Here is a 15,543-nt window from a genome sequence, read left to right on the forward strand (position 1 = left end):
TCACCATTAATCCTGCACTCTTTGCTTAGGAAACTGAGCTTGCAGGAACGGGAGCAATAATAAGCCTATCATTACTGAGCAAGCAGAAATGGTGATAAACAGCCCCGTCCAATGGTAATGCTCTAAAATGATGGCAAAAGGATAACCAGCAAGGGCAGCGCCTGTATAAGCAAAAAGACCGACAAATCCTGTTGCAGCACCGGCCGAATCTTTATGTGAACATTCAGCGGCTGCCATCCCAATCAATAATTGCGGGCCAAAAACAAAAAAACCAATTGTAAAAAAACCAATTGATTGAAAAATCAAACCCGTCACAGGCATTAACCATAAAGCAGCCACTGACAAAAAAATTCCCATCGAGAATAACAAATTCATCGGCCCACGATTACCACCAAACAACCTATCTGAACCCCAGCCAGCCACCAGTGATCCCATAAATCCACCGACTTCAAAAAGTGATAATACCGCGTTTGCACTCACTAAATCATAATGATGGTATTCCGTCAGATAGAGATTTCCCCAATCGTTAATAACAGTACGAACTACGTATACCAGAACATAACTAAACGAAAGCAACCAAATGTATTTATTACGAAAAACATAGGTTTTCAGTATTTCTCTGGTGGTTAACCCCTGCCCTTGGCTTTCCTGCATCTTTTCCAAGTGATCATTACGAAATTGACCGATGGTCGGTAGCCCCATGGTGGTCGGCTTGTCACGTAATCGCCAGCATAAAAATATACCAGCCAAAATACCCAAACAACCTGGCACAATAAACCCTTCTCGCCAGCTAAAGTGCCATGTCAAAAAACTAACAAACAATGCCACCAATGCACTACCCACATGATGTGAAGTGTTCCATAATGACCACCAAAACCCACGTTCTGAACGAGAATACCAACTGGTAAGCAATTTAGCGCATGACGGCGACCCCCATCCCTGAAACCACGCATTTAATACCCAAAGAAAGGTAAACATTACAATCGAGCTGGACAGGCCAAAAAAGATATTGATAATACCTGTGGCAATTAGCCCTATTCCCATAAAATAGCGCGGGTTGGAACGATCTGAGATGATGCCAGAAAGAAATTTGGAACAACCATATGTGATATAAAACAAAGTCCCGATAAGGCCAATCTCACCTTTATCGAGACCAAGATCGGTTATCATGGCAGGCATCGCGTAGCTAAAACTTTTACGAGTAAAGTAAAACAGCGCATATCCTACATAGAGGCTAAGCATAATATGCAAACGCCAGTAACGGTATTGTTCTCGGATTTCACCATCAGACAAATGATTTTGATGCGCTTGCTTAGATTGAGAAAAAACTGTCATGACCGTGTCTTAAAGTTTAGGTAAAGTGATCGACAAATCTGTACCCGAATATGTCGAATCATCCTGTCGTTTTTCGCTATCAATTGAGAATTTGCCACCAAGGGCCTGCACACGTTCCCGCATACCACGTAAACCAAATCCTTTCATATGATCTTCGGCCTTACAACCAATGCCATTATCTTTGATCAATAAATGGATCATTCCCCTGACAGAAAAATGCAGTTCAATACGATCCGCTTGAGAATACTTCAATGCATTATTCAGTGCTTCCTGACAGAGACGATATAACGTGACTTTAGTTGTGTCACTCAATTGTTCAATCGCCACAGCAGAATCCGCTATCCAGTGAATTTCCACTAATATACCGTGAGTTTCAAATTCCATATCCCGCAATAATTGTTCAATTGCCTCTTTCAGGCCGAGATCATCAAGAATTTTAGGGCGCAACCGACTAAGCAGCCCTTTAGTAGTATCATAAACATTAAGGGATAACGATTCGATAGTTTTGGCACAATTAGAACTAATTGGTGCCACTTCGACCCGTTGGATGATATTGGCCTGTGTACGAATGGCGGTAATATTCTGGCCAATTTCATCATGCAGTTCTCGTGCAATCTCCCGTCTTACCGATTCTTCTGCTTTCACCAACTGACGGGATAGGCTGTGATTACAATGTAGTTGACGCTGTAACTGTGCATTGAGATCACGCTGACGTTGAACCGCCATACCAAGCATGATCCCCGTCATTGTTTGAACCAAAAGTGACAACAGTAGATCCGTGATCTCCATATTCGAGACACCACTGCGTGCAGCAATCAATGCAATACTGTTCAATAAGGTACCGAGCACAGCACCTTGCCAGCCGTAACGAAAAGCCAACAAGATAATGGGAATGGCCAGACAAAATGGGGCAAAGTAGCGTAATTCATTCGGAAGACAAACTTGAAGTAAAATATTCAGTATAAACAATAGAGTATATAAAATAATGTGGCGCAGACGAAACTGAACCCGATGTAATACAAGATTGGCAGTCAAAGGAAACCAGATATTTTGGAACAAGTAGTGCCACACTAAATAACACAGAGGAACCAGCATGACACCGCCAGTTAAACTAACCAAAAACGCGATGATCAAGGCAGGATTATGGTTACTTATCGCCACTACATTAATGATAGAAGTTGCCAGAATCACACTTGCCATTACAGTGAATCTCTGCCATTGACTACCGCAATAATAACGACTGGCAAACCAAACAATAGGAAGGCTGACCATACTAGCGGTTAATACTGTAAACCATTGCGGCTGCCCCATTAACAGCGCCAAACAAATGGTTAATCCCCATTCTGCACCATAAGCAGTCGGCCAATAACGCTTGGGGGTATGCAATACAATACCGAGACGCAAGGCAAAAGGAAAAAATAAGATAGCCAGCTCTGAGTCATTGACAAAATAGTAGGCGATTACCCATAAGCAAAACCACCAACAAGAAAACAGCAACCAGCCGCAAAATGAATTGATCATATATCGGTGCATTAAAGATCACTAGTCGCGAAATAGTTTGCCAGACCAACGTTATTCGTTACCCCTAATTTACTTATCGCATTAGCGCGATGGACATGTACTGTTTTATGGCTCAATCCCAATTCAGCCGCTACCGCCTTGACATCCATACCACTGGCCAGCATCTCCCCTACTTGTCTCTCCCGTTTAGTCAGATGATCCAATGAAGCCAGATTGCTTTTTGATGACGTCAATTTAAGTACAATGTCCGGAGTGAGATAACAACCATTATTTGCCGTGGTACGCACCGCCTGAATCAATTCATCTGGGCTACAACGTTTGCTGAGATAACCACGTGCACCGGCCTTCAAGGCATTTTCCACCATCGTGGCAGAATCATGAACGCTCAACATAATGCAGGTAATGCCCGAAGGGAGATCTTGCAGTAGTGAAAGCCCACTTTCATCTTTCATCGAAATATCAAGAATACAAACTGTTGCTCCTGATCCTGGCAGTCCTTGCCTAGCTTCAGCACATGAGCTGAATTCACCCACCACTTCAATATCGGCTTCTAGATTCAGTAATTGAGCGAACCCCGAACGTACAACAACATGATCATCGACCAATGCTACTTTAATCATCACTATTTATTATCGAATTAGAGAATCGGACTAAACTACCCTTATTGATATAGCTTCGCAATAGATCTAGGGCGTTAGAGTAAAGGTGATAAGAAAATGCTACTGTGAATACACAGCAGCATCGGAATATTCTTTCAACGTGATTTACTGTACTTTCTTACTTTTCCGGATCTTTCTCTCTTCCGCAATCGCCACAAAAACAAGCAAGCTAAGGCAGACAAATGCTGAGACATCAAGAGCAACAAACGTTCCTTTCCAACCAGTCAAACCAAAGATAGGTACACCATCGGCAATCATACCCAAACCGAGCTTGGCAAAACTGTCACCGATTAAGTAAGCAAAAGTCCCTTTAACACCATCGGCAACGCTGATCGCTTTTTTCGGTACGAAACCAACAGCAGCCACACCAATCAACAATTGTGGGCCAAACACCAAGAAACCGAGTACAAACAGAGAACCCAAGTACATGAATTCACTGGTAGCATTCTGATAGAATTCAAGACAGACAATAATCAAACCTAACGAGAAACAGGCAACCAGAGCACGACGTCCATTCGCCAAATCTGACAAATACCCCCACATCAATGTACCGATCAACGCCCCAACTTCGAACATGGTAAAACCAGTGATAGCAGTTTCTTTTGATTGTCCCAGTACTTGATACCCATACACTGTTGACCATTGGTCAATACCAATGCGCACGATATAAAGGAAAATATTGGCAAAACAGAGTAACCAAATCACTTTGTTTTTTAATATATATTCAACAAAGATCTCTCGTTTGGTCATTTGACTTTCTTCTGCCGCGATATCTTCTTCGCTAACAGCTTCATCAAATAACTCTTCAACCTTACCCAAACCGTAACTTTCTGGTGAATCACTACCATAACGTAATCCGATAAAACCAATGATCAACGCAATGATAGAAGGGAAAATGAACATCCCTATCACATGACCATTAAAGAAATAGTTGGCACCGAATAGTGCGACCCCAGCAGCAGCAGCGCCACCTACGTTATGTGATAGATTCCACAGGCCAAGATAAGTTCCACGCTTATTACGGGGAGTCCATTTCGTAATGGTGGAATAGCTTGCGGGCCCACCTATACTTTGGAAAAAACCACTCAATGCATAACATGCCACCATCAGGAAAATGCTGACGCTGGAATTACCCATACTCATACTGAAACCTAACATGGCAAGGCCAGATAGAATCAGCATGAATGGCAGGAATTGTTTGGTATTTTTACCGTCTGCATAGTAAGCAACAACGGTCTTACCGATACCATAAGTGATAGAAAATCCCAACCCTATCAAGCCCAACTGCGTCATCGACAAACCGTAAGTCGAGATCATATCGTTTTGGGCTATGTTAAAGTTTTTACGTACCAGATACATGGCCATATAGCCGATGAAAACCACCAAGTACGACTGCATAAATGGCTTAAACCACATTTTACGGCGTACTGCCACTGGAAGATCCAGCGTCGGCTTACGAATTTGTTCTAGAATTTTAATCATGTGAAATCCCTAGATAATCACGAGAAGAAGAGCCTTTTTGATGCAGGTGGAAATAAAAAAGGCAAACCGCAAGAAAGCGAAAGTTTTCGTAGGTATTGTTATTACCCAGCAGTTTAAGAAACTGGAAAAAGTTTGGCTTGAGCTACGGTCTTAGTTGAACTAGGAATTTTTCTTAGTTTTGCTCTATTCGAACGTAAAGCGTGAAAGGAATCACACTCTTTGTTAAGCAAAGAATGATTGCCACACCAAAATATCCACCCCAATGGTATGAGTCTCACTTAATGATAAAGTCTGGAATTAACCTATTCCAACACAGTTATCGAATTTATATAAACTCAACTACTGACTAACAAAATGCAACTAAAGTAAAAGACCCTGATTTCAGGGTCTTAATTAGAAAATCATCATGATTCGGTTAGGCTTGGTAAGGCTTTAAATCATTCCCACTCAATTGTCGCGGGTGGCTTACCACTGATATCATAGACTACCCGCGAGATGCCATCGACTTCATTAATGATTCTGTTCGATACACGACCCAAGAAATCATATGGCAGATGTGCCCAGTGAGCAGTCATAAAGTCGATAGTTTCTACCGCACGCAGGGAAACAACCCAGTCGTATTTACGACCATCACCCATAACACCCACAGAACGGACTGGCAGGAATACAGTAAATGCCTGGCTAACTTTATTGTACAGATCCGCTTTATGCAGTTCTTCGATGAAGATAGCATCAGCACGACGCAGCAAATCACAATATTCTTTCTTCACTTCACCCAATACGCGAACACCAAGACCTGGGCCTGGGAATGGATGGCGATACAGCATGTCATATGGCAGACCCAGTTCCAGACCGATACGGCGAACTTCGTCTTTGAACAACTCTTTCAGCGGTTCAACCAGCCCCAGTTTCATGTCTTCTGGCAGGCCACCCACATTATGGTGAGATTTAATGACGTGGGCATTACCCGTCGCAGATGCCGCAGACTCGATAACGTCTGGGTAAATTGTGCCCTGTGCCAGCCAGTTAACCTGAGTTTGTTTCGATGCTTCTTCATCAAACACATCAATAAAGACATGACCGATGGTTTTGCGTTTAGCTTCTGGCTCATCAATCCCCGCCAGCGCAGACAGGAAACGCTCTTCCGCTTTAACATGAATGATGTTCAGGTCAAATTTTCCCTCAAACATCTCCATCACCTGATCCGCTTCATTCAGACGCAACAAACCATTGTCTACGAAGACGCAAGTCAGGCGCTGACCAATCGCGCGATTCAGCAACAGTGCAGTGACGGATGAATCTACACCGCCAGACAGAGCCAAAATCACTTGGTCATCACCAATCTGTGCACGCAGACGTTCTACGATATCGTCAATGATGGAAGCCGGTGTCCACAGTGCTTCACATTGACAGATATCCAGCACGAAACGTTTCAGGATATTCAAGCCTTGATGAGTATGAGTCACTTCTGGGTGGAATTGCACGCCATAAAAACGCTTTTCATCATTGGCCATAATGGCAAACGGGCAGGTATCGGTGCTGGCAACGGTGGTGAAATCAGCTGGGATTCCTGTCACTTTGTCACCATGACTCATCCATACATCCAGCAAAGGTTTGTCGGCTTCGCTCAGAGCATCCTGAATACCGCGGAATAATTCGCAGTCATTTTTGATCTCAACCTGAGCATAGCCAAATTCACGCTCATCAGAATTGGAAACTTGACCCCCCAATTGCATGGACATGGTTTGCATGCCATAACAGATCCCCAGTACCGGTACTCCTGCATTGAAAACATATTCCGGCGCACGTGGGCTGTCGTGCTCGGTTGTGCTCTCCGGTCCACCAGAAAGGATAATGCCGCTCGGGTTAAATTCGCGGATTTGCTCTTCAGTGACATTCCATGTCCAAAGTTCACAATAAACACCAATTTCACGAATACGGCGGGCAATGAGCTGGGTATATTGCGAACCAAAATCAAGGATCAGAATGCGATGCTGATAGATATTAGTTGTCATTTGAGGTGAATTCCAAAAACAAGTGGCAATTAAAAAATAAAAAAGTCAGTGACCCGATGACGGGCCACCCTAAATAGATTACAGACCTAAACGATAGTTTGGTGATTCTTTAGTGATCGTCACGTCATGAACGTGACTTTCCTGAATACCTGCACCACTGATACGAACAAATTCTGCTTTAGTTCTCAGTTCATCAATGGTTGCACAACCGGTCAGACCCATACAGGAACGCAAGCCGCCCATCTGCTGGTGAACAATGCTTTTCAACAGACCTTTGTAAGCCACACGACCTTCGATGCCTTCTGGCACCAATTTGTCAGCTGCGTTATCAGTCTGGAAATAACGGTCAGAAGAGCCTTTGGACATCGCGCCCAGAGAACCCATACCGCGGTAAGATTTGAACGAACGGCCTTGATAAAGTTCGATTTCGCCTGGGGATTCTTCTGTGCCTGCCAGCATTGAACCTACCATCACACATGCCGCACCCGCCGCAATCGCTTTGGCAATATCACCAGAGAAACGGATACCACCATCCGCAATCACAGGAATACCAGTACCTTCCAACGCTTCAACCGCATCTGCGATCGCAGTAATTTGAGGAACACCAACACCCGTCACGATACGGGTCGTACAGATAGAACCTGGTCCGATACCCACTTTTACCGCATTCACACCCGCATCCATCAGTGCCTTAGCACCTTCGCCAGTCGCTACGTTACCACCGATGATTTGCAGATCAGGGTATTTAGCACGAGTTTCACGAATACGCTGCAAAACACCTTCAGAATGGCCGTGGGAAGAGTCGATAAGCAGTATATCCACACCCGCAGCGACCAATGCATCGACACGCTCTTCGTTGCCAGCACCTGCACCAACCGCAGCACCAACACGCAGACGACCCTGCTCATCTTTACACGCGTTTGGTTTACGTTCTGCTTTCTGGAAATCTTTTACCGTAATCATGCCGAGCAAGTGGAAGCTATCATCAACAACCAGCGCTTTCTCAACACGTTGTTCGTGCATTTTATGCAAGACAACTTCACGGGCTTCGCCTTCTTTTACTGTCACCAGACGTTCTTTCGACGTCATCACCGCAGTCACTGGCTGATCCAGATCAGTAACAAAACGTACATCACGACCAGTAATAATACCGACTAATTCATTCGCTTCTGTCACAACTGGATAACCTGCAAAACCATTACGTTCAGTCAGTTCGTGGACTTCACGCAGAGTAGTTTGTGGCGTTACAGTAACAGGATCAGTAACAACACCGCTTTCGTGCTTCTTCACACGGCTGACTTCTTCAGCCTGACGCTCGATTGACATATTTTTATGAATGAAGCCAATGCCCCCTTCCTGTGCCAGTGCGATTGCCAGTGAAGATTCCGTTACGGTATCCATGGCTGCAGAAAGCATAGGAACGTTCAGGCGAATGGTAGAAGTTAATTGAGTGGACAGATCTGCTGTGTTAGGCAGGACTGTAGAATGGGCAGGAACCAACAAAACATCGTCAAAAGTTAATGCTTCTTTTTTAATTCGTAACATGGGCAATATCTCACCAAGCAATGGGGCAATAAGAGGGATAAAATATTGCCGCGGCATTATACAGGCCGGAATCGGTTGCCTCCAGCATTTTTTGAAAAAAATTCTTGATTAGTGATGCGAGGAGATTAATATCAGTTAATTAACTCCTTGTTTTAAAATTTGATCTAGCTCACATGTCACTACCTGCCAACATCGGAATTTTTTCTGTTAGCCGTCTAAATCAGACTGTCCGTCAGCTATTGGAGCTGGAAATGGGCCGAGTTTGGTTATCAGCCGAAATGTCCAATTTTTCTCAGCCATCATCAGGACATTGGTACTTCACCTTAAAAGATGAGCGGGCACAAATCCGTGCCGCTATGTTTCGAAGTCACAATCTGAAGGCAACATTTCGCCCACAAAATGGTCAACAAGTGTTGGTTCGGGCTCAAATTACGCTGTATGAGCCTCGGGGTGACTATCAACTGATTGTGGAGAGTATCCAACCTGCCGGTGACGGGCTGCTACAACAGCAATTTGAAGCATTGAAGCAAAAACTCGCCGCAGAAGGGTTATTTGATCAGATTCATAAAAAACCACTGCCCTCTCCCGCAAAACGACTCGGTATCATCACTTCCGCCAGTGGCGCAGCACTGCACGATATTCTGAATATCTTGAAACGCCGTGATCCCTCGCTGCCAATTATCATCTATCCCACTGCGGTTCAGGGCGCCGATGCACCATTGCAAATTATTCGGGCGATTGAACTGGCAAATGCACGACAAGAGTGTGATGTTCTGATTGTCGGGCGTGGCGGAGGATCATTGGAAGATTTATGGTGCTTCAATGATGAGCAAGTTGCACGGGCGATATTCCAAAGCCGTATTCCCATCGTCAGTGCTGTCGGACATGAAACCGATGTGACAATTGCAGATTTTGTCGCTGATCTACGTGCTCCTACGCCTTCTGCGGCGGCAGAGTTAGTTAGCCGTAATCAAATCGAGTTATTACGGCAAATTCAATCCTTACAACAACGCCTTGAAATGGCAATGGATTACTTCTTTGCCCAGAAGCAGCGGGTGTTTAATGTATTGCAGCACCGTCTCCAGCAGCAACGTCCTGATTTACGATTGGCTCGTCAGCAGAATCATCTGGCAGAATTACGCCAAAAGTTGATTGATAGTTTGTTACGTTGTCTGAAACAGAATTCAACTTCATATGAGAAATTGAATCAACGATTTTTACAGACGCATCCTGAGCGGGAAATTCGGCACTACAGCCAATCTATCCAGCAATTTGATTTCCGTTTAAAACAGGCTATTGAGCGGCAATTAGGGCGTTATCGGGAAAAGTTTGCTGTTTCCTGTTCGCGAATAGAAGCCGTGAGCCCGCTGGCAACATTGAGTCGCGGTTATAGTATCAGCGAAGCACCTGATGGAAAGTTATTGAAGCAGGTTAAGCAGGTGAAAGCGGGTGATACGCTGAAAACACGGTTGCAGGATGGCTGGGTTGAGAGTCAGGTAACGCAAGTTACAAAAGTAAGAAAGAGAAATAAATCAAAATAGATTTAGAGAAATAGCGGTGAAAATTCACCGCTATCGCTATATGGCTATTTAAACTTTATCAGAAGCGAACTTCAGCACCCATAACGTAGGTTCTGCCACGGGCAGTTTGAGTTTTAGCATTTTGTTCACTCATCATAGGTGACGAATTCATACGGTTCAATGCGTCAGAATAGTTTCGATTAGTTAAGTTTTGCACAGAAAATTTAATTAATAGGTTTTTGTTAATCTGATAATCACTATATAGATCAATAATTGTTGGAATTTTGTTTGATTTTTGCATTACGATTCTATTATTATCATCTCGCTCATCTTCAGGACTCTGATGATAAGATTGCCCTGTATATTTTATAATGGTTCCTATCCGAAGTTTTTCATCCAAAAAACGAGCTCCCGTATCCAATGTCAAATAACGTTCTGGTAATTGGGACTCGGGGCTTCCTCCAAAATAGAATGTCGCTAATGAAGTAGGTTGTTGTGTTTTCTGCTGGCTATATGCCAATGAACTATAAAACATTCCAGCATCATACTTTGCTGAAAGTTCATAACCACGCATATTTATTGGCGTTAAGCTATTAGTGTAAATAAACATATTGTAATTAGGATTGACACCACTCCAATCTTCATCAGTTAAAGTTCCATCATTTTTACAGATGTTTCCTGAAGCACAAACTAAATAAGATTCACTACTGATATAATTCTTAATTTTAGTATGGAAAAAAGCAGCTTTTAGACGGAATATATCTCCTTTTACAATTAAATCTGGACGATAGCTATTGAATCCAATCTGATATGTATCCGCTTTTTCCCCTTTCAAGAATGGGTTCATAGACGCCCCTCCTTCATTGGAATAGAAAATTTCTTGAGCATTTGGTGCTCGCATTGAATGGGTATAACTTACAAAAGGTTGAAATTCAGGAATAATTTCTGCTGATAATAAGATACTTGGATTAAATCCACGCTCTTTTAGATTTAACTGTGTCTTTCCCTGTGGAAAACAATTTACACGCTCATCACAAGCTGGTTTTAATCCTTTGACTCTGTAATCCAAATAATTCAGCCCCAGATCAGCGGAATAAATGCCACGTTCAATTTTCAGTCTACTATAAATGCTAGAAATGTTTTGCTTGCCTCTTGAAGCAAAGGCATTATTTTCCCTCATATCCCTATCTTGCTTTTCATCTTCCGAACTTTTACCTATTTCTTTGCGAAATTCAGTGAGTATCCATTTACTGCCAAGAGTGAACGAAACATCAGTATCACCATAATTGAATCGGCTGGTATTGCTAATATTGACAGAATCGGATTTATTTTTTGATTCACCCTCCCCCAACACCCCCACCGACTTATTGTGAAAACTTTGTTGACCATTGCTGGTACTGAGCATTACTTTGGTATCGACCAACTCAGTAAATGGAGTGTAGTGATATTTCAAATAATAATCATAATTATCAATATGACGACGGTTAAATTTATTGTGGTAAAGGCGACTACTTAATTCCAAATCATGAAAATCATTTGGTTTAATATTTATTTTCATCAATTGAGAATTTGGCTTTTGTTTGAATGTATTTCTTGTACCAAATTCCTCACTACTGATACCATCAGCATTTCTATAATGAGCTTCAATATTGTGTCCACTGAAAGCAAATATGGCTCCCACAGAACCTTCTGAGCTGAATGCTTGTGTTTTTCCTGCAACAGCCATCATACCACTTCGGCCGATGCCATTGTTACCATATGCCCATTTAGTACGTACTCCCAGATTATTGCCCTCGAATACCACATCATCAACACCAATTGTGTGGAAATTAGCACTTCCAACTAAGGCATTTATGGAATCAGCGTCATCAGCTTGCCCTCGAGCAACATCAACACGAACAATAAAATTGGGATCAATTAATGCCCCAAATTGGCTATAAGACTGTGCACCATGCGCGAATTCACTGGGTGAAGAACCATAAAAACTCTGGCTAACACCATCCACCATCATATTAACGCGACCGAAGCCACTTAAACCACGAATATTAACACTCACGATCCCTTGCCCTTGGCTTGCATCCATTTGAGTATAACTTCCCGGCAAGCTACGTAATACGCTATCTACGGACTCCAATTTATTATCTTCACCCACGGAACTATAAGAACCGGGTTTTTCCATTGCCTAAACTTCCGGGGAATTATTATTATCCTGAGCACCTGAAACTTTCAGGCTGCTGAACCGCATGACTTTTTCTTTTTTATTGTCATTCGTATTTTCAGCATAAGCGATCCCCTGAAGCCCAATCAGCACTGCGCTGGCTCCAGCTATTTTTGCCACAATTTTCATTACCATTACCCTAAATAGAAGAATATTTATTGCTGCTCACATTGCTTCACAAATTTATGTATAAGATACCCATGATACTGATAAAAATTATCAGTATCATGGGTGATAAATATATTTTTTATTAGTCTTTTAATTCCGGAAAATAAATTTTTTCGTTATCTAACATCAATAGAAAACTGTAATCGAAGGCAATATCATTTATACGATTAAAGCGCCCAGATTTTCCACCGTGTCCAGTATCCATATTTGTCTCCAATAATAAGAGACTATCACCTTGTTTCATTTCCCTTAATTTCGCCACCCATTTTGCAGGTTCCCAATATTGTACCTGAGAATCATGCAAACCTGTTGTAACCAACAAATGAGGATAGCGCTGAGGTTTAATATTGTCATAAGGGCTATAGGATTTAATACGGAAGTAATCTTCTTTATTATTTGGATTACCCCACTCTTCATATTCACCCGTTGTCAATGGAATGGTTGAGTCGAGCATGGTTGTCAAAGCATCCACAAAAGGCACTTTCGCAATTACTCCACGGTATAACTCTGGAGCCTGATTAATGACTGTTCCCATTAATAAGCCTCCTGCGCTGCCACCTTCAGCATAAACGCGTTTGCTATCACCATAACCATCCGCAATCAATGTCTTGGTCGCATCGATGAAATCGTGGAAGCTGTTCATCTTATTAGCGATTTTACCTTGCAAATACCAATTTTTACCCAAATCGCCACCACCACGCACATGCACTAACGCATACACAAAGCCGCGATCCAGTAAACTCAACAGTGGAGAACTAAAATAAGGGTCCATGCTGATACCATAAGAACCATAACCATAAATCAGGATCGGGTTCTCACCTTTCTTGAACAGGGATTTGCGGTACACCAGAGAAACGGGAACTTCTACTCCATCACGGGCTTTTATCCAAATACGCTGGCTTTCATAGTTTTCTTTGTTGAACCCTTTGACTTCTTGCTGCTTCAACAGTTCACGCTCACCTGTTTGCATATCCCACTGGAATACTGAACTTGGCGTTGTCATGGATGAATAGCTATAGCGCAGTAAATTAGTATCTGGCTCTGGGTTATAGCTCAACGATGCCATGTAGGCTGGATCATCAAATTGAACGCGTTTTTCCTGCTTAGTTTTCCAATCAATCTGACGGATTGACGATAATCCTTTGGTACGTTCCTGTACAACCAACCAATTGTTGAACAGCTCAAAATTTTCCAGATCCGTATTTTCCTGTGGCGCAATCACAGTTTCCCACGGCTTATTAATGGCATCTGTGCGATATAAACCAAACAATGGGGCTTCATGGTTCGAACGAATATAGAATTGTCCACGGAAATGCTCGAGATCATATTCACGCTCCGCCTGACGGGCAGAGAAAACCTGCGGTTCCGATTGTGGATTATTGGCATCAATCAGTCGATATTCTGAAGTCGAATAACTGGCACTCGAGATCAAAATATAATCAAGCGAGGTACTTTCTGAAATCGACAGATAGAAGCGATCATCTTCTTCCTGATAGACTTTTTTATCTTGTTTGGTATCAGTGCCATATTGATGGCTGAATAACTGATAAGGCAGCAAAGTTTGTGGATCTCTGCGAACATAAAACAGTGTGTTGCCGTCATTTGCCCACAAAATATTGCCAGAGGTGTTTTCTATAACATCGTTCTGCCAGTCAGCATCATCAAAGTTTTTAAATGAGATATTATAGTTACGGCGCCCTTGAGTATCTTCTGCCACAGCGATACGTTTGTTATCCAACGTAACCGCAAATCCGCCAATTTGATAAAATTTATGGCCTTTTGCTCGCTCGTTGCCATCAACCATCACCTGCCAGTCAATTGAATTATCGGCAGGCTTGCGCTGATAGATCGGGAAATCTTTTCCTGCCTCATAAACGGTACGATAGACATACCCATTATAGGTATAAGGAACTGACTGATCTTCTTTACTCATCCTGTCAGTCATTTCTTTATACAGGGTTTCACGCAATTCCTGACCCGACTTCAGCGCTTGTTCGGTATACCGATTTTCAGCCGTTAAGTAATCAATGACGTTTTTGTCCTGACGGTTGTCATCACGCAGCCAATAGTAATTATCGACGCGGGCATCTCCGTGAATCTCCATCTTATACGGCTGTTTTGTAGCCATAGGTGGCACCATATTTTCCTCCATTGCGATAGTGGTAAAACTATTACTCAACAAACTACCACCCAGCAAAAAGCCAAGCACTATTCTTTTACTGCCCGCTGTTGTTTTTTTATACTGTGGCATGCCATCAATCCTATATTTTTATTGAGACAAAGAAAAATCAACCGGCAATTCAACCGTAATCCTGCCATTAGTTAAAATGACGTCGGGCGGTGTAGGTAAAGGCTGTGCCCTTTCCAACACCATCCTTGCTTCCCTGTCGAGTGAATTAGTCCCTGAACGACGAGTTAATTCACTGTCAATCACGACTCCCAGTTGATTAACCGTAAATCTCACTATCGGACGCCCTGTTCGTTTCCTTCTCTGAGCATCATCTGGATATTTTTTATAGCGGTTCAAGTGCCCGGTAACTTCTGCCTGCCACACTGCTTTGGCATCAGCAATGGCATTCGAATTACTTTCATAAGATGCAGCGGTGCGAACGGTCACATTATTTGCTGTTGCACTACTGGTTGTGGGTGCCGCACTACTGCGAGATTTCTCACTTTCCTGCTCTTTTGCTTTTACACGTTTGACTGGCTGTGTGTTTTTCGGGGGATCTTGCTCTTTCTGTTTTTTCTTCTGTTTATGCACCAGCAGCAGGGCATTTTCATTTACATCCAATTTCGGCATGTTAACTTCATCAACCTTGCTTTCCTGCTGTTTACTGGTTGTAGATAACTGCTGTTCAATGCCAATCGGCTGATTTTGTACCTTATGTATTGCTTCTGTCTGCGTTGACAGTTCTACCATAACCGCAGGCGGAGGCAGAAATTCCTCAATATCAACATCCTTAGGTTTGTAGACTAGCCAGCCTACCAACAAGGCATGAAGAGTGATCGCAGCAAGAAAGGATTTTGTCACGTGACCAGTGTGAGCATTTTGATACGTGTTGTACGTCAACATCTCTTAT

9 protein-coding genes and 1 pseudogene are annotated in these 15,543 nt (G+C 42.8%); 1 reads left to right on the top strand and 9 read right to left on the bottom strand.

The annotated features are described in order from the left end of the window. Window positions 1-6 precede the first annotated feature (6 nt). From uhpC to guaB, 6 genes are all read right to left on the bottom strand, one after another. Window positions 7-1,335, bottom strand: a complete 1,329-nt coding sequence (gene uhpC, locus H8A87_RS03995; RefSeq protein WP_198688693.1) for an MFS transporter — start codon at window positions 1,333-1,335, stop codon at window positions 7-9. Window positions 1,336-1,344: 9 nt separating this feature from the next. After that, on the bottom strand, window positions 1,345-2,856 hold the full coding sequence (uhpB, locus tag H8A87_RS04000) for a signal transduction histidine-protein kinase/phosphatase UhpB (protein ID WP_232370056.1): 1,512 nt from the start codon (window positions 2,854-2,856) through the stop codon (window positions 1,345-1,347). An 11-nt stretch (window positions 2,857-2,867) separates the two neighbouring features. Beyond that, a complete protein-coding gene (gene uhpA, locus H8A87_RS04005) occupies window positions 2,868-3,476 on the bottom strand; it encodes a transcriptional regulator UhpA (RefSeq protein WP_198688695.1) in 609 nt (202 codons plus the stop codon). Between the two features lie 144 nt (window positions 3,477-3,620). Continuing rightward, entirely contained in the window at window positions 3,621-4,997 is a 1,377-nt protein-coding gene (uhpT, locus tag H8A87_RS04010; RefSeq protein WP_198688696.1) for a hexose-6-phosphate:phosphate antiporter, read from the bottom strand. 437 nt (window positions 4,998-5,434) lie between these two features. Further along, a complete protein-coding gene (guaA, locus tag H8A87_RS04015; RefSeq protein WP_198688697.1) occupies window positions 5,435-7,012 on the bottom strand; it encodes a glutamine-hydrolyzing GMP synthase in 1,578 nt (525 codons plus the stop codon). A 78-nt stretch (window positions 7,013-7,090) separates the two neighbouring features. Then, window positions 7,091-8,557, bottom strand: a complete 1,467-nt coding sequence (gene guaB / locus H8A87_RS04020) for an IMP dehydrogenase (protein WP_198688698.1) — start codon at window positions 8,555-8,557, stop codon at window positions 7,091-7,093. A gap of 173 nt (window positions 8,558-8,730) precedes the next feature. Here guaB and xseA point away from each other — a divergent pair, with 173 nt between their 5' ends. Further along, entirely contained in the window at window positions 8,731-10,098 is a 1,368-nt protein-coding gene (gene xseA, locus H8A87_RS04025) for an exodeoxyribonuclease VII large subunit (protein WP_198688699.1), read from the top strand. A 58-nt stretch (window positions 10,099-10,156) separates the two neighbouring features. Here xseA and H8A87_RS04030 read toward each other — a convergent pair. From H8A87_RS04030 to H8A87_RS04040, 3 genes and pseudogenes are all read right to left on the bottom strand, one after another. After that, a pseudogene (locus H8A87_RS04030) lies at window positions 10,157-12,430 on the bottom strand (TonB-dependent receptor domain-containing protein). 115 nt (window positions 12,431-12,545) lie between these two features. Further along, a complete protein-coding gene (locus H8A87_RS04035) occupies window positions 12,546-14,603 on the bottom strand; it encodes a S9 family peptidase (protein ID WP_232370067.1) in 2,058 nt (685 codons plus the stop codon). A 129-nt stretch (window positions 14,604-14,732) separates the two neighbouring features. Next, window positions 14,733-15,536, bottom strand: coding sequence for an energy transducer TonB family protein (locus H8A87_RS04040; protein WP_198688700.1), 804 nt, complete (start codon window positions 15,534-15,536; stop codon window positions 14,733-14,735). Window positions 15,537-15,543 lie beyond the last annotated feature (7 nt).

The organism is Xenorhabdus lircayensis, assembly GCF_016306625.1.
Classification (GTDB): Bacteria; Pseudomonadota; Gammaproteobacteria; order Enterobacterales; family Enterobacteriaceae; genus Xenorhabdus; species Xenorhabdus lircayensis.

Coding starts and splice junctions, on each gene's coding strand:
- uhpB (WP_232370056.1), bottom strand. CDS start 2,856: ATGATCAATTCATTTTGCGGCTGGTTGCTGTTTTCTTGTTGGTGGTTT.
- uhpA (WP_198688695.1), bottom strand. CDS start 3,476: ATGATTAAAGTAGCATTGGTCGATGATCATGTTGTTGTACGTTCGGGG.
- guaA (WP_198688697.1), bottom strand. CDS start 7,012: ATGACAACTAATATCTATCAGCATCGCATTCTGATCCTTGATTTTGGT.
- xseA (WP_198688699.1), top strand. CDS start 8,731: ATGTCACTACCTGCCAACATCGGAATTTTTTCTGTTAGCCGTCTAAAT.
- H8A87_RS04040 (WP_198688700.1), bottom strand. CDS start 15,536: ATGTTGACGTACAACACGTATCAAAATGCTCACACTGGTCACGTGACA.
- H8A87_RS04035 (WP_232370067.1), bottom strand. CDS start 14,603: ATGGTGCCACCTATGGCTACAAAACAGCCGTATAAGATGGAGATTCAC.
- guaB (WP_198688698.1), bottom strand. CDS start 8,557: ATGTTACGAATTAAAAAAGAAGCATTAACTTTTGACGATGTTTTGTTG.
- uhpT (WP_198688696.1), bottom strand. CDS start 4,997: ATGATTAAAATTCTAGAACAAATTCGTAAGCCGACGCTGGATCTTCCA.
- uhpC (WP_198688693.1), bottom strand. CDS start 1,335: ATGACAGTTTTTTCTCAATCTAAGCAAGCGCATCAAAATCATTTGTCT.